This window comes from Corynebacterium sp. HMSC072G08 (genome assembly GCF_001809185.1).
GTDB lineage: Bacteria > Actinomycetota > Actinomycetes > Mycobacteriales > Mycobacteriaceae > Corynebacterium > Corynebacterium phoceense.
Map to the genome: position 1 here is coordinate 1 of NZ_KV796372.1, position 15,374 is coordinate 15,374.

Genomic DNA, 15,374 nt, shown 5'->3' on the forward strand with positions numbered 1-15,374 from the left:
GCGGCGAGCTTGGGCAGTGAGGCCATGCGGGCGACCCCGAGGTAGAGCTTCTCAGCACGATCGCGTGAGACATCGAGATTGCGGGCGAGGGTGGAAAAGGCGATGTCGATATCGTCGCCGGGGGTGGGAAGGACGCGGTGGATGGCCTTCCAGAAGAATTCGTTGCGGATGGCGACGTATTCTCCCAAGGGGCCAGCGGGATTCAAGGGGGCGAAGTAGGGGCCGGTGGGTTCGGTTGGTGGTGGTGGGTTGGTGGTGTTATCGGGAGGAGTGGTCATGTGGGCTACCCCTGTCGGTAAGCGAGAGTGTGAAGTAATTGTTTAGATAGAGTGTTCTAATTCCTACGTTCACAAGCTTACCTACCCCCAGATGTGTTCGTCAATAGATTCGAATACTCAAATAGGCAAACAAAAAAGCCCACCCAAGGGGTGGGCTCGCGTTAGAACAGTGAGAGGCGCGAGGAGTGGTAGACGCTGCCAAAGGGGGCATCGACACGCACCCAGCGGCCGAGTGCGGCCACACGCAAGTGGCGCGGAATGTTCATGGGAGCGCTAAAGCCCGGGATAAGCCCTAAGTTCGTGCACGCGAAAATGAGACGCATGGGAATGTCGACGCTCGTCCCGTCGGCTTCGACGGTGAGCACGGTCTGCTTCATGAGCGAGCTCGGCGGACCGGCAGGGCCTGAGAACTGCCGGGCCAAGGCTTGACCTTTGTCGGCGAGGTCGCGGACCACGTGGACCGGGAGGGTATCGAGAAGCTGGAAGCCCGACGCCGGCGGCAGGGCACCTGGCCACGAGGCATCGCGCGGGGCGCCAATCTCGTCGCGGCCGTCCTCGACCGCATTAAGGAGGTCTTTCGCGGAGACGGACGCGCCGTCCCGACCCACGGTGCCAGCAACGCGGCGTGCGGCGACGACCTCAAAGGGCGTCGTGACGAAGACCTCGACGGTCTCTGGGTCGTATTGACGCAGGCGTGCGATGGCCTGGGCATCGAGACCCACCGCACGCGCCAAGAGGGCCTGCAGTCCTTGTGCGCCACTTTCAATGTGCAGCGTTTCTGTGGACATGCAGGCCCTCCTGTGCTCGACGGTGTAGTGGCGTCGAGTCTACTCGGCAAGAGCTCCGATGACTTCCTTCTCATGCTCGGTGAGCGGGCGCGGCAATCCGGTATGCAGATCAACGGCAACCTGGACACAGTCAATCTCACATGCCACCGGACCGTCTGGCACGCGGATGTTCTGGCGCGTGGTGAACGAGGTATTGCCGATACGGGTCACCCACGACTCAACCTCGACGGAGGAAAGGCCCTGCGGCTGGATGGGATTCTTGTAATCCAGCTCAAGGTGGCGCACGAAGGCCGCGAACTCCGGAACGTCCGGGAAAATGCGTTCCTGGGCGTAGATAAGGCGGGCCTCCTGCGCGATTTCCACGTAGTTGGCGTTCATCATGTGGCCGTAGCGGTCAAAGTCTGACCAGCGCACGGCCACACGATGGATGTGGTGCTTGTTTTCTTCAGTCACCGTATCTCCTATCGCGTGAGCTTACGGTGGGTCACGCGCGACGGACGTGCCGCATCCTCACCAAGACGCTCGATCTTGTTCTTTTCGTAATCGCCGAAGTTGCCTTCGAACCAGAACCACTGGCCTTCCGCCACGTTGCCTTCCCAGGCAAGGATGTGGGTGCAGGTGCGGTCGAGGAACCAGCGGTCGTGCGAGATGACCACGGCGCAGCCCGGGAATTTCTCGAGGGCGTTCTCGAGGGAACCGAGGGTCTCGACGTCAAGGTCGTTGGTCGGCTCGTCGAGGAGGATGAGGTTGCCGCCCTCCTTGAGCGTGAGCGCCAGGTTGAGGCGGTTGCGCTCACCACCGGAAAGCACCTTAGACGGCTTCTGCTGGTCCGGGCCCTTGAAGCCGAACGCGGACAGGTAGGCACGCGAAGGCATTTCATTCTGGCCCACATGGATGTAGTCGAGGCCGTCGGAGACGACCTCCCACACCGTGGACTCCGGGTCGATGTTCTCACGGCCCTGGTCGACGTAGGACAGCTTGACGGTATCGCCCACCTCGACGGAGCCGGAGTCCGGCTGCTCGAGGCCCACAATCGTCTTAAACAGCGTGGACTTACCCACACCGTTCGGGCCAATAACGCCCACGATGCCGTTGCGCGGCAGCGTGAAGGAGAGGTCCTTGATGAGCACGCGGCCATCGAAGCCCTTGGTGAGGTTCTTCACCTCGACCACCTTATTGCCCAGACGCGGCGGGGTCGGGATCTGGATTTCCTCGAAGTCGAGCTTCTTGTACTGCTCGGCCTCCGCAGCCATCTCCTCGTAGCGAGCCAGACGGGCCTTGTTCTTGGCCTGGCGAGCCTTGGCGCCGGAGCGGACCCAGGCGAGCTCTTGCTTCAGGCGCTTCTGCAGCTTCTTGTCCTTCTGGCCGGCGACCTCGAGACGCTCCGCCTTCTTCTCCAGGTACGTGGAATAGTTGCCCTCGTACGGGTAAAGCTTGCCGCGGTCGACCTCACAGATCCAACCGGCGACGTGGTCGAGGAAGTAGCGGTCGTGGGTCACGGCGAGGACGGCACCCGGGTAGGACTCGAGGTGCTTCTCCAGCCACTGCACGGACTCGGCGTCGAGGTGGTTGGTCGGCTCGTCGAGGAGGAGCAGGTCCGGCTCGGAAAGCAGCAGCTTCGCCAGGGCGACGCGGCGGCGCTCACCACCGGAGAGGTTGGTGACGGGCTCGTCAGACGGCGGGCAGCGCAGGGCGTCCATGGCCTGCTCGATCTTGGAGTCGACCTCCCACGCATCCGCGTGGTCGAGCTCCTCCTGGAGCTTGCCCATCTCTTCCATGAGCTCGTCCGTGTAGTTGGTGGCCATCTCTTCCGCGATTTCCTCGAAGCGCTGCTTCTTCTGGAAGATATCGCCCAGGCCCTCTTCCACGTTCTCGCGGACGGTCTTCTCTTCGTCGAGCGGCGGCTCCTGGAGCAGGATGCCCACGGTCTTGCCCGGATCGATGAAAGCCTCGCCGTTGGACGGCTGATCAAGGCCCGCCATGATCTTGAGGATCGACGACTTGCCGGCACCGTTCGGGCCGACCACGCCGATCTTGGCGCCCGGGTAGAAGGCCATGGTGACATTGTCCAGAATGACCTTGTCGCCGATGGCCTTGCGCACATTCTTCATCGTGTAGATGAACTCGCCCATTGTTCCCCTTTACGTCGGTTGGGTGAGTGTGCCCGCAGCCCGGGCACACACGTCAAACAACACAAAGAGTACATCATCCCCCGGGGCTGGGAGCTAGAACGGTGCGGCAGGCTCCCGGCTTTCCGATGCCGCCGCCTGGGCGTCCGCCGCCGTGTCCACCGAGGTATCGGCGCCGGCGTCCCCCGAGTTCTCCGTGTTCCCGGTATTGTCGTCCCGGCTCAGGATCTTGTCCGGACCCGTGTGCTCGAAGTTAGGGACAGGAATGCCGGTGACCGTGGCATCGGCGCCGATCTTGAGGCCGGTGGCGACGTAGTGGGACAGCTCGAGGGAGACCTGGTTGGCACGCATCTCAATCTTGGCGCGGTTCCGTCCTTCCTCGTCCTTCCATCCAATGGTGTTGAGCGAGCCGAGGACGATGACGGCCATGCCCTTGCGCAGCGTCGTGCGGACGTTCTGGGCGAGCGCACCCCACATCTCGACGTCGATGAAGAGGTTGTCCGTATCGATCCACTCGGGGCCCTCCGGATCCGGGTTGCGGCGGCGGCGCGAGGACGCCACGCGCATGGTGGTCTTGAGGTTGCCGTTGTAGACCTGCGTCATGTACGGATCTGCAACGAGGTGGCCGGTGATGGTGACAGGTAGTTGAGACATAAGGTTTATTCCTTCTATTCGGTAGTCGACGCGGGGAAGAATTTTCCCTCGCAGCACCATCGTGAACCACCGAATGCGCCGCGCCAACCCCCAAAACCGCAGCTGTGGATAACTCCCCGCGGTTGCCCAATAGAGTGGGCAAAAAGGGACGAGTTATCCACAGAAATTGGGCTTTCTCACCGGTATCTCAGTTTCACCGGCGCGTTCGTGCCGGTTCTGGCTACCGGTAATCCTCGTCGTTGAGGCGCGCGAGCATCGCGTTGTAGTCCTCCAAATCCTGGTCGCCATCGAGGTCCGCCTTCTGGTCGTGGCGTCGCGCCGCGGAGCGGTCCTCACGCAGCCACTCGAGGAAGAGCGTGCCAAAGACGATAACGAGCGGGAACTGGCCGAAGCCCCAGGCGATACCGCCGCCCACCTTCTGGTCGTAGGCGAAGTCCGGGTTCCACGGCAGGTCGAGGGAAAGGTAGAAGTTCTCGCCCAGGATCTGGCCCAGCTGCATGAGATAGACGCCCGCGTAGAGGTGGATGGGCATGGAGATAAACAGCAAAAGCAGGCGCAGGCCGGTGGGCCGGCGGTGCGGGATCGGGTCGGGGCCCACGAGCTCCCAGAAGTAGAAGTAGCCGGAGACGAGGAAGCACGCGTTCATGATGACGTGCCCGGCGTGCTCGGAGACCGCGTACTCGTACAGGTCAAAGGACAGGTAGAGAATGTAGAAGAAGAACAGGAACTGCACGAGGTTGACCGCCGGGTGCGTGATAAATCCGACGATCCGCGAGCGCGTCGCCGCCAGCGCCCACTCGTGCGGCCCAAATCCAGGTTCCCAGGCCTCCATCATGAGGGTGAGCGGCGCGCCCAGCGCGAGCAGGAGTGGAACGACCATGGACAGCACCATGTGGCCCAGCATGTGCATGGAGTAGAGCGCGGGAATGTACATGCCCAGCTCCGAGCTCATAAACAGCGTCATGCCCAGGGAGCCGGCCATCCACCACGCTGTACGAGTCCACGTCCACGTCAGGCCGCGCCGACGTACACGCCAGACCCCGTACGCATAGAAACCAGCGAGCAACAGGCCCAGGGTTCCCCACAAGATATCGAAGCGGAAGTGAGTGAAGAGACCGGCGACAGAGGGGGCTTCGGAAAGCTCGTAGCCCAACAGAATCTGCATGGAGTTGAGGTTGGGATCGCGCGGCGGCGGGGGCGGCGTGCGGCCCATGGTGCCAGCCACGCCGACCGTGAGCGCCATGACCAACAGTTCGACAAAGGCGACGCGGCGGAAGAGCTCCGGACGCGACTTCAGCTGCGGCATGGTGAGCTGGCGGTGCGCGAAGCCGAAGAGCGCGAGCACGAGCGTGAGCACTGACTTCGCCACGATAATGAGGCCATAGCGGGTGGTAAACCAGTCCGACCATTCGATGCGGATGGCGGCATTGATAAGGCCCGAGCACACCATGACGATGACGGAGAAGAGCGCCAGATTGGAGTACCGGCGCACGGCCATCGTGAGATCCGGTCCCAGGCGACGGCCATGCGCAAGCAGAGCGAGCAGCCCACCTACCCACAGCACCATGAAGATGAGGTGCCAGAGGAAGGAGTTCGTGCCGTAGTCATGGTCGCCGCCCGAGGCCGAGTGCCCCTCCATGCCCAGCGGCACGACCATGAGGACCGAAAGAACCAGCAGGACCGGCTGCGAGCCCCAGCGCGAAGCGATAAGCCCGCCGATGCCCACCACAGCCGCGAGGCCCGCAGTAAGCAGCCACACCTGCGCGGTCGAGATATTGGGGAACGCGTAGGTAAACAGCTGGGGGTCGAGAACCTCAAGGAAGGACGAGCCGGTGGTATCGGAAAGCACGAGTGGGACTTCCAGCACTGCGAGAACCGCGGTGACCAGAGCTGCAAGCGCGCCAACCCGTTTCGCGACGTGTCCGTCCACGGTGAGAGGCGCTGTGTTGAGTGTCTCAGCGTCGTGTTCTCGCGGGGAAATGAAGAAGGATGAGGCCAGGAAAGAGCCCACGGAGGTGGCCATGGCAATCCATGCGGCGGCACGAACGAAGGGTAAACCCACCGTCGTCACACGACCGGGATCCGGGATGCCGAGCGCCTTAAGCGAGTCCGCGAGGAAGAAGGACGCGATGCCGCCGGCTGCGATACCTGCGACGATGGCAATACAGACGTAGATCCATGCGGAGCCACGGGCGCGGCGCCGCGCGGCGGGGACAGACGCGACTGCGAAACCGTCCCCCTCCTGGGAGGACAACTGCTCTTCAGACATGTGTCGCATTCTACGACGTGAGCGTTATACCACGAAAAGTGACTATTACTTCCAATCATGGCATTATATTTGTCTATGGACTCGCGACAATTATCGTACTTCCGGTCCGTGGTCGACCACAGGTCGTTTACCCACGCCGCTGCGGCGCTCGACATGACGCAGCCGTCGCTGTCTCTGTCGATCCGCAAGCTGGAAAAAGAGCTCGACGTGCAGCTGCTCACCCGCGGCCGCGCCGGCGTCTCCACGACCGAGGCGGGCGACTACCTCTACACGATCGCCATCAAGATGGAAACCCTCATGACGGAGGCCGACCAGCGCATCCGCGAGATCGTCGGCGGCCTCGCTGGCTCCATCTCCATCAACGCCGCCCCGGAGTTCAACTGGGCCTTTATGCCCGAGATCCTCTCCCGCATGTTTGAGGTCGCCCCTGACGTCAAGCTCTTCCTCGAAGACCCCGAGCCCATCATCACGCTGGAGCGCGTCCTCGACGGCTCCATCGACCTAGGCCTCATGCCGTCCATAGACCCGCGCGCCTTCGCGCAGCAGCACCAGGACCAGCTCGTCGTCCACGTCGTCGCCGAGTTCCCCATGCTGCTCGCCGTACCGGAGCGCCTCAAGGATCTCCCGGACGAGGTCGCGCTCGCCGATATCACGCATGAGACGTGGATCCTCCCTCAGCACCATGACGAGTTCCCCGGCCTGCCAGACCTCCTGCGCACCGCCTGGTTCCAGAACCCCGAGTCCAAGCCCGCCCACATCCAGGAAGTCTCCACCCTGCAGACCGCCATGCCGCTCGTCGCGGGCGGCATCGGCGTGGCCCTGCTTCCGGACTCCGCCCAGCGCCACGCTGGCGACCACGTCTTCTTCAAAAAGATCAAGGGCGATTTCCCGGGCATGCAGGCCATCCTCATCTACCGCAAGGACAAGGACCTCTCCCCCGCCGCCAACCAGCTCGTAGACATCATCCTCGAGGTCGGCGCCGAGGGGAAGTACCACTAGTCGCCACCCATCACAGAGTTCATTCCGCGCTGGTGTAATATATGACCGCGCTGCGCCCCCATAGCTCAGCGGATTAGAGCAGAGGGTTTCTACCCCTTGTGTCGCGGGTTCGAGTCCTGCTGGGGGCACCAATTTCCATAGTTTAATATTCATAAAGGCTCGGTACCTCCCGAGCCTTTGCGCTTTCCGATGCCGCCGAGCTCTACTGCCGCAACGGCCGGCGTCGACCCAGGCCTGGTGCGCCACTACTTCGGTACCAAGGAGACGAAGGTGAAGCTCCTCATGGCCCTGGGCACCGAACGCCTCGCCCAGGACGACGCCCTCTTCGTCGAACTACAAAAATCACGGGCAGCCCGGCCGAACGTCTCGTGCGCCGTTACTTCTTCATGTGGGAACACCCACCTCGCGGCCCATTATTCTGGCATTCCCGCGCGCCCTCACGTCCTTTACGACATTGCTCGCTCCCACCCCAGCCCCACTGCCGTACGGGACTCAAGTCCTCGAAAGCGGTCTCCTAATCCGCCACCGCCGCACCGTCTACGAGCGCGCCTGACCGCGGATCTCCTTACCTAGCCCCTCCAGTTCTCTCACAGCGGCGGACTGCGCCACCGCCGAGTCCGTCGCGCGCGGCGGCGCCTGAATAACGCGCTCCGACTCAAGCCCTCGCTCTAGCTCGATCGCGCGCGTAATCTCCGCGTCGATCTTCACGCCGAGGATAAACAGCGTGTTCATGATCCACAACGCAAACAGCGCGATGATGACGGTTCCCAGCGCGCCGTACGCGCTGCGCGCACCCACCACCGTGAAATAGACCCGCACCAGTCCCCACGCCACGACAGCGCCCAGCAACGCGATGGTTGAGCCCACCGTGAGCCACTGGAATTTCTGCGTCCGCACATTCGGCGCGAAGCGATACAGCAACGCCAACAGCGTCACGCTCATCACCGCCACGACCGGCCAGCGCAGCCATTGCCACACAGGTAGGAAGGAATCGACGAGGAAAGAACGCACCGAAGAAACACCCGGGACCCCGCCAAAAGGCCGCAACAGTCCCACCACGATGTCACGCTGCAGCATGAGCGCCACAAAGATCACCACGAGGCCCAGTACCACAGCGATGGTGAGCAGCCACATCACTGTCCACGTGCGCACGAGCCCGCGACCTTCCACGCGCCCATACATCGCATTGGCACTACGCGCGAACGCCCGCACATACGCCGAGGACGAAAACAGTGCGAGGACCACCGATAACACCAGCATGAGCGTCGACTGTTGCGTCGAGCCCACCACCGCATCCACGACCCGCTGTGCGGCATTCTCCCATTCCGGCGGCAGGTACGTCCCGATGAAATCGGCCGTGAGCTTCTGCACCTGTTCCTCATTGCGCGCGAGCACCAACGTCGCAATGGAGTACACGCCCAACACCATGGGCAGCGCCGTGAGCACCGTAAAGAACGTGAGCGTCGCAGCGCGGTCCATCATCGCGTTCATGAAGAGCTCATGGCGCACCCGGCGCGCAACTAACCCCCACGCACGGCGCGACAAGTGCCACGCACTCTCCCCCGCCGAGCCATACGCCCGGGGCACCTCCGTGCGCACGAGCTCCCCACTATTGGGCGCAGCGACGGCAGGGCTTGGCCGTGCCCCCTTCTTCTCACCGTCGCCCGGCGTGGCGTTTTGTGTCATACCTGCAGCTTACCGGGCGTACTCAGCGCGGGCCGACACATCTAGGAAGCTAATTCGAGTCTCTCGACTCATAGCACGTCAGTACCCGCCATAATAGAGACTATGTCTACCTTCTCCGACGTCCTCGACCAGTTGCGCAAGAACCAGCCGCAAGGCAAGTACGGCATCGCCTTTGAGAAGCTCATGGTCAATTACTTCCGTAATGACCCGACGTTGAGCGAAGAGTACGAAGACGTCGGACGCTTCATCGACTGGAAATACTACGACGGACAGTCCGATACCGGCATTGACCTTGTAGCCCGCCGCCGCGAGGACGGCCGTTGGGTCGCCATCCAGTGCAAGTTCTATGAGCCGACCGCTTACCTCCAGAAGTCCCACCTCGACTCCTTCTTCGAGAAATCCGGCCGCTCCTTCGATACCGAGCACGGCAAGGACTCCTTCGCCCAGCGCATCATCATCTCCACCACGGACCGCTGGAGCAAGAACGCCGAGGAAATGCTGGACAACCAGCTCATCCCTACCAACCGCATCGGCACCGCCTCCATCGCCGAGTCCCCCATCGACTGGGACATCACCTTCCCCGGCAGCGACATCGCCATTAATTTGACCCGCAAAGAGGTCTACCAGCCGCGTCCGCACCAAGAGGAGGCCATCGCGAAGGCCATCGCCGGCTTCGAGGCCCACGACCGCGGCAAGCTCATCATGGCCTGCGGCACCGGCAAAACCTTCACTGCGCTGCGCCTCGCCGAGCGCTTCGCGGAGCTCAACGGCAACAAGGCCCGCGTCCTCTTCCTCGTTCCCTCCATCTCGCTGCTCTCGCAGACGCTCAAGGAGTGGACCGCGCAATCACAAACCCACCTGCCGCTCAAGCCCTACGCCGTATGCTCCGACCAGAAGGTCTCCAAGAAGGCCGAGGACATCGCCTCCTACGATCTCGATGTCCCTGTCTCCACCAACGGTGCGGACATCAAGCTGCGTACGGAGCAAGGCAAGCGCCGCCAAGGCCTCAACGTCATCTTCTCCACCTACCAGTCCATCGAGGCCATCCACGAGGCCCAAGAGCTCGGCATGGATGACTTCGATCTCGTCATCTGCGACGAAGCCCACCGCACCACCGGCGTCACCCTCGCCGGGGAGGACGCCTCCAACTTCGTGAAGATTCACGACGAAAAACACATCAAGGCAAGCAAGCGTCTCTACATGACGGCGACTCCCCGACTCTTCGACGACAACGTCAAGGGCAAGGCCGAGGAACATTCCGCGGAGCTTGCCTCCATGGATGACGAGGACATCTACGGCCCCGAGTTCTACCGCCTCGGCTTCGGCGAGGCTGTGGACAAGGGCCTGCTCACCGATTACAAGGTCCTCGTCATGACGGTCGAGGAAGACATCGCTGCGGACGTCCTGGCCGCCTACCCCACCAACGAAATCAACCTCACCACCGCCTCAGCCATGATCGGCGCGTGGAACGGACTCGCGAAGCGTTCGGGTGCCGAGCAGGACACGAAGTCCGGCTTCGAGGCAGGTGCTCAACCCATGCGCCGCACCGTTGCCTTCGCCAAGGACATCAAGGCCTCAAAGACTATCCAAGAGACCTTCCCCACGCTCATCCGCCAGTACCAAGAGCAGCTCAAGGACCACGCCGCCACCAACGACGTGAGCCTGCTCAACATCGATCTCCAAGTCGCCGTCGAGCACGTCGATGGCACCATGAACGCCCTCGAGCGCGGCAACAAGATTTCGTGGCTCGAGTCCTCCATCCCTGAGGACGAGACTCGCATCCTTACCAACGCTCGCTGTCTCTCCGAGGGCGTGGACGTCCCCGCCCTCGATAGCGTCATCTTCTTCCACCCGCGCAATTCCATGGTCGACGTCGTCCAGTCCGTCGGACGCGTCATGCGCAAAGCCGAGGGCAAGGACTACGGCTACATCATCCTGCCCGTCGCCATCCCGCCGGGAGTCTCCCCGTCCCAGGCCCTCAATGACAACACGCGCTTCCGCGTGGTCTGGCAGATTCTCAACGCCCTGCGTGCCCACGATGACCGCTTCAACGCGAAGGTCAACTCGATTGCGCTCAACGAGAAGGTCGAGCTGCCCATCGACATCGAGCGCGTGAAGAAGACGAAGCGAGACGATGAACAGAGCCTCGAAACGAAAGCCAAAGACGCACAGGCAAAGCTCGATGCTTCCGATGCCACCCCGGCCAGCCAATCTGAGTCCTCCGGTGAGCAGGACCTTACCTCGGCACAGATTGCGCTGTTCTCCCTCGAAGCCTGGCAGGAAGCCATGTACGTCAAGCTGGTCGACAAGGTCGGTACGCGTACTTATTGGGAGGACTGGGCTGACGATGTCGCCACGATCGCCGAAGCACAAATCGCCCGCATCAAAGCACTCATCAATGCTGCAGACGACACCATCCGCAAAGAATTCGAGGTCTTCATCGAGGGCCTACGCGGCAACCTCAACGACTCGATCACCGAGGACGAAGCCATCAGCATGCTCTCGCAGCACCTGATCACTGCCCCGGTCTTCAACGCGCTGTTCACCGAGCACGACTTCGCCGCGCACAACCCGGTTGCCCGCGTCATGCAGCGCATGGTCGACGCGCTCTCGGACGCCAAGCTCGAATCCGAGACCAAGTCTCTGACCGACTTCTACGAGTCCGTGCGCGTGCGCGCCTCCGAGGTCTCCTCCGCTTCCGGCAAGCAACAGGTCATTAAGGACCTCTACGAGCGATTCTTCCGCAAAGCCTTCAAGAAGCAATCTGAGGCCCTCGGCATCGTCTACACCCCGGTTGAGATCGTCGACTTCATCCTCCGCTCCGCCGATCAAATCTCCCGCTGGCACTTCGGCAAGGGCCTTACCGACGAAGGCGTCCACATCCTCGATCCCTTCACAGGTACCGGTACATTCATGGTCCGACTCCTCCAGTCCGGCCTCATCGAGCCCGACGACCTCGCCCGCAAGTACGCGACCGAGCTCCACGCCACTGAGATCATGCTGCTCGCCTACTACGTCGCCGCGGTCAACATCGAGACCACCTACAACGCACTCCAAGCAGAGCGCGCCCAACGCAATGGCGAACCCGAGCCCGAGTACGTCCCCTTCGACGGCATCGCACTCGCGGACACTTTCCAGATCCACGAAGAAGGCGACATTCTCGACCTCAAGGTCTTCAAAGAAAACAACGCCGCCATCCAGCGGCAGATTGATGCGCCAATTAACGTCATCATCGGTAACCCGCCCTACTCCGTGGGGCAAACCAGCGCGAACGATAACAACGCAAATCTCAAGTACCCAACGCTCGACAAACGCATCGAGGAAACATTTGTCCGGAACTCCACGTCAAAAGTCGCGCACACAATGTACGACTCATATCTACGTGCTTTCCGCTGGTCCATCGATCGTCTTGGCACACACGGTGTCATGGCGTTCGTCTCTAACGGTGGCTGGATCGATAGTAATACCGGAGCCGGAGTTCGTCTTTCTTTAGAGGACGAGCTCAGCGACATCTATGTTTATAATCTTCGCGGCAACCAACGAACGGCTGGTGAACAATCTCGCAAGGAAGGCGGCAAAGTCTTCGGTTCCGGCAGCCGCAACACTGTCGCCGTTATCATCGCCGTCAAGCGCGAGATCCCAGACGACGTATGCATTCATTACCGCGACATAGGTGACTACTTGACTGCCGAGGAAAAGCTCAACATTGTCGACTGCTCAACCCTGGATAATGTTGATTGGAAGATTCTAGAGCCAAATGTGTACGGCGACTGGATCAACCAACGGGATGAGAACTTTGAAACGTGGCCCGTGCTCTCATCTAAAGGCAATGTAACAAAATTCTTCGGATTGAGTTCTGGTGGGCTGGCTTCAGGTAGAGATGCTTGGAACTCAAACTCGTCGCGCACCAAAGTCTGGACCAATGCGCAGCAATTGACTGACGTTTATTCGAAGGTACAGAAGGAGCTGTTTTCGCTTCTTCCAGCTCCCAAGCGAAAAGACCTTTTGGACTTCATTTCTCAGCATCCCGAATTTTCAGACCCGACGACAATGAAATGGAGCATTAGCCTAGAAACTGCTCTCACTCGCGGTACCGAAATTGACCTAATGGAAGAAGATATTAGACAGGAACTCTATCGCCCTTTCTTCCCGCAGTTTACTAACTCTAATTCGGCTCTGAACCACTCTCGCTATCAGCTCCCAGCAATTTTTCCTACATCCCATCACGACAACTTCGGTTTTGCACAACCGACCGTTGGAGCTACTAAGCCGTTCACTGTTTTGGCATCACATCGAATAATCGATCTGAATATTTACGGTTCAGAAGGAAGCCAATTTTTCCCCCGCTGGACCTGGGAGCCGATTGAGGCGCCGGAGGGTGAGCTAGACTTTGGGATGGGGGCATCGGAAGGCTCGGAGCCTGGTACGGAAGGAGAAATCCTGGACGGGTACCGGCGCATGGACAATATCACGGACGAGATTCTTGGGATTTACCGCGAGGCGCTGGGCTCGGATGTGACGAAGGATGACATCTTCTACTTCGTGTACGGGCAGCTGCATGACCCGGGGTACCGGGAGAAGTACGCCGCGGACCTGAAGAAAATGCTGCCGCATATAGAAACGCCGACGTCGCGGGCGTGGTTCGACCAGCTGGCTGCCGCCGGCCGGGAGCTTATGGATCTGCATGTGAACTACGAGGACGTGGAGCCGTGGCCGGTGACGGTGGAGGTGAAGGCATCGGCGGACGAGAACGACCGCGAGACGTGGCGCGTGCAGAAGATGAAGTGGGCGAAGAAGAAGGATCCGTCTACTGGGAAGAACGTCAATGACGTGACGACGCTCGTCTACAACAAGTCCGTGACCGTGCGCGACATTCCGGCTGAGGCGGACGAGTACATGCTCGGCTCGCGGTCCGCGCTGGCGTGGATTATTGACCGGTACCAGGTGAAGAAGGACAAGGCATCGGGAATCGTCAATGACCCCAACGATTGGGCCGACGAGGTGGGCAATCCGCGGTACATCGTGGACCTCATTGCGAAGGTTACGCGTGTGGCGATGGAGACTGTGAGGATTGTGGAAGGGATCAGGGAGGTTGGCGAAGAAGAGTAGCTTTGGGGGACGCGCCATCGATTTAACAGGGGTTGAGCCTGCGCCGCAGTACAGCGCGGGCGCTTCCTCTTTTTAGTCTTTGAAAGAATCATTCCAAGGGCACCAATTCTGCTCGGCGAGACAGAGTATGTCTCGCACATACAGGTGACAGGCCGAGGCTAGCTGTATGCCGTAATGTCAGGTAAAATAAGCTCTAACTTTTAACTCAGACCTTCGCCGATTATGAAAGGTGGGCAGATCCATGAATCGTAAAGATGCAGCACGTAAGCGTCTTATTGAAAACGCTCAAAAGTCTGCCGCCCCTGTCGAAGGACTTAGCGACAACGAACTTGCTACAGCAGCCTACCGTCGGCTTCTCCGCACGATCGATGCTCAATCTGAGCCTCTTGATCCCGATGCTGCGGAAGCGCTTGCTCATGAAGAAATCGCCGCTATGCGAATGGAAAAGAGGATCCGCACCGCCTTGGGAGCAGGTAAGTGACCGAAGAGCTTCAGCAGATAGCAGCACACAGAAAGTTGCGTCTGGTTGTTGATACTAACCTCTTCATATCGTCTTTGCTGTCACCTCGCGGCTCCGAGCGCGCGCTGATTGAAGCATGTTTTGCAGGAAAATTTGAGCTGCTCTACTGCGAACACCTTCTCCAGGAAATTGAAGACGTTATTTCTAGAGCAAAATTTCGGAAGCGCTTCACTGTAGAAGAAGGCCTTCCCTCATCGATGCCATCGTCCTAGTCGGGACAGAGGTTCCGGACCGCGAAGAGCAAAAACTACCGCGAATCTGCGATGACCCCGATGACAATTTCCTTTTCGCTCTCTACGAAGACGGTAACGGAGACCTCCTTGTTAGCGGTGACAAAAGGGTCCTCAAAGCCGCAGCCAGCGCACTTTGGATTACCAGCGCCGATGGCAAAATGGCAGCCACTCTCCTAGAGGATAGGAAGGCTTGGGGATCCGAACTTCTCAGAGGTGATAGTGAGAGCGAATGGGAGGCTATCGAAGCAGCGGGAAATCGGGCTATTTTCAATGCCGCCAATTTCCTATTCGAGGTAATAGAGGGCATTAAGTCCAAAAAATTTGACCGTGAACTGCTCGCCCAAGCCGTTGTCCCCGGCACCGCAACTGCATGGCTTGATGACTTCGAATCAGCTCAGTCATTGTTAACGAACCGCGCATTCGGTACTCACCCAATTATCATCTCGCCCGAGATTGTTGCCATCAAACTGGTGCCTGATCTTGGAGATACCTACGTCGCGCTGCGGCCGACTGCACCGATCGAAAACGCCGTTTTCCTCACACTTGAGCGTTGCCCAGACCTTCTCGATAGCAAAGGGAACGACACTCTCGGCCTTGAGGGTTGGAGAGCACACAGCATAGGGCCACGATTCTTACAGCCCAATGAACTCCGGCCTCCAACGGACGCAGTACGCAAGATGGGGTTGCCCGCAAATCGTGGACACGTAGT

General features: G+C 60.3%; 12 protein-coding genes and 1 tRNA gene. 6 read left to right on the forward strand and 7 right to left on the reverse strand.

Translation table 11 applies throughout. The annotated features are described in order from the left end of the window. The 6 genes from HMPREF2559_RS00005 to HMPREF2559_RS00030 form a co-directional block, all read right to left on the reverse strand. A partial coding sequence (locus HMPREF2559_RS00005) for a hypothetical protein (protein WP_148138747.1) occupies positions 1 to 278 on the reverse strand: 278 nt, incomplete at its 3' end. Positions 279 to 439: 161 nt separating this feature from the next. After that, complete coding sequence (locus HMPREF2559_RS00010; RefSeq protein WP_070539136.1) at positions 440 to 1,066, reverse strand: DUF8185 domain-containing protein; 627 nt, start codon at positions 1,064 to 1,066, stop codon at positions 440 to 442. A 39-nt stretch (positions 1,067 to 1,105) separates the two neighbouring features. Continuing rightward, the gene (locus HMPREF2559_RS00015; protein ID WP_141629226.1) at positions 1,106 to 1,519 is read right to left on the reverse strand and encodes an acyl-CoA thioesterase; all 414 of its coding nucleotides are present in this window, start codon (positions 1,517 to 1,519) and stop codon (positions 1,106 to 1,108) included. An 8-nt stretch (positions 1,520 to 1,527) separates the two neighbouring features. Continuing rightward, a complete protein-coding gene (ettA, locus tag HMPREF2559_RS00020) occupies positions 1,528 to 3,198 on the reverse strand; it encodes an energy-dependent translational throttle protein EttA (protein WP_066491926.1) in 1,671 nt (556 codons plus the stop codon). Positions 3,199 to 3,291: 93 nt separating this feature from the next. Continuing rightward, positions 3,292 to 3,849, reverse strand: a complete 558-nt coding sequence (locus HMPREF2559_RS00025) for a single-stranded DNA-binding protein (RefSeq protein WP_066511823.1) — start codon at positions 3,847 to 3,849, stop codon at positions 3,292 to 3,294. 220 nt (positions 3,850 to 4,069) lie between these two features. Next, entirely contained in the window at positions 4,070 to 6,127 is a 2,058-nt protein-coding gene (locus HMPREF2559_RS00030) for a bifunctional copper resistance protein CopD/cytochrome c oxidase assembly protein (RefSeq protein WP_070539138.1), read from the reverse strand. A 66-nt stretch (positions 6,128 to 6,193) separates the two neighbouring features. On the opposite strand from HMPREF2559_RS00030, the gene HMPREF2559_RS00035 reads away from it, so the two are divergent. Then, positions 6,194 to 7,117, forward strand: coding sequence for a LysR family transcriptional regulator (locus HMPREF2559_RS00035; RefSeq protein WP_070539140.1), 924 nt, complete (start codon positions 6,194 to 6,196; stop codon positions 7,115 to 7,117). 54 nt (positions 7,118 to 7,171) lie between these two features. Further along, positions 7,172 to 7,248: transfer RNA gene (locus tag HMPREF2559_RS00040), tRNA-Arg, on the forward strand. Between the two features lie 406 nt (positions 7,249 to 7,654). Here HMPREF2559_RS00040 and HMPREF2559_RS00045 read toward each other — a convergent pair. Then, the gene (locus HMPREF2559_RS00045; RefSeq protein ID WP_066511812.1) at positions 7,655 to 8,803 is read right to left on the reverse strand and encodes a YihY/virulence factor BrkB family protein; all 1,149 of its coding nucleotides are present in this window, start codon (positions 8,801 to 8,803) and stop codon (positions 7,655 to 7,657) included. A gap of 102 nt (positions 8,804 to 8,905) precedes the next feature. On the opposite strand from HMPREF2559_RS00045, the gene HMPREF2559_RS00050 reads away from it, so the two are divergent. The 4 genes from HMPREF2559_RS00050 to HMPREF2559_RS12600 form a co-directional block, all read left to right on the forward strand. Next, positions 8,906 to 13,912: a DEAD/DEAH box helicase gene (locus HMPREF2559_RS00050; RefSeq protein ID WP_070539142.1), complete on the forward strand. Its 5,007-nt coding sequence runs from the start codon at positions 8,906 to 8,908 to the stop codon at positions 13,910 to 13,912. 241 nt (positions 13,913 to 14,153) lie between these two features. Continuing rightward, complete coding sequence (locus tag HMPREF2559_RS12595) at positions 14,154 to 14,393, forward strand: hypothetical protein (protein WP_148138749.1); 240 nt, start codon at positions 14,154 to 14,156, stop codon at positions 14,391 to 14,393. Then, positions 14,390 to 14,644, forward strand: a complete 255-nt coding sequence (locus tag HMPREF2559_RS12235; RefSeq protein ID WP_083297729.1) for a putative toxin-antitoxin system toxin component, PIN family — start codon at positions 14,390 to 14,392, stop codon at positions 14,642 to 14,644. The genes HMPREF2559_RS12595 and HMPREF2559_RS12235 overlap by 4 nt, the downstream gene beginning before the upstream one ends. Before the next feature lie 179 nt (positions 14,645 to 14,823). Continuing rightward, a partial coding sequence (locus tag HMPREF2559_RS12600; RefSeq protein ID WP_148138750.1) for a hypothetical protein occupies positions 14,824 to 15,374 on the forward strand: 551 nt, incomplete at its 3' end.

Excerpts from the sequence above, each read along its gene's own strand:
- ettA (WP_066491926.1), bottom strand. The coding sequence starts at position 3,198 with ATGGGCGAGTTCATCTACACGATGAAGAATGTGCGCAAGGCCATCGGC.
- HMPREF2559_RS00045 (WP_066511812.1), bottom strand. The coding sequence starts at position 8,803 with ATGACACAAAACGCCACGCCGGGCGACGGTGAGAAGAAGGGGGCACGG.
- HMPREF2559_RS00025 (WP_066511823.1), bottom strand. The coding sequence starts at position 3,849 with ATGTCTCAACTACCTGTCACCATCACCGGCCACCTCGTTGCAGATCCG.
- HMPREF2559_RS12595 (WP_148138749.1), top strand. The coding sequence starts at position 14,154 with ATGAATCGTAAAGATGCAGCACGTAAGCGTCTTATTGAAAACGCTCAA.
- HMPREF2559_RS00030 (WP_070539138.1), bottom strand. The coding sequence starts at position 6,127 with ATGCGACACATGTCTGAAGAGCAGTTGTCCTCCCAGGAGGGGGACGGT.
- HMPREF2559_RS00010 (WP_070539136.1), bottom strand. The coding sequence starts at position 1,066 with ATGTCCACAGAAACGCTGCACATTGAAAGTGGCGCACAAGGACTGCAG.
- HMPREF2559_RS00050 (WP_070539142.1), top strand. The coding sequence starts at position 8,906 with ATGTCTACCTTCTCCGACGTCCTCGACCAGTTGCGCAAGAACCAGCCG.
- HMPREF2559_RS00035 (WP_070539140.1), top strand. The coding sequence starts at position 6,194 with ATGGACTCGCGACAATTATCGTACTTCCGGTCCGTGGTCGACCACAGG.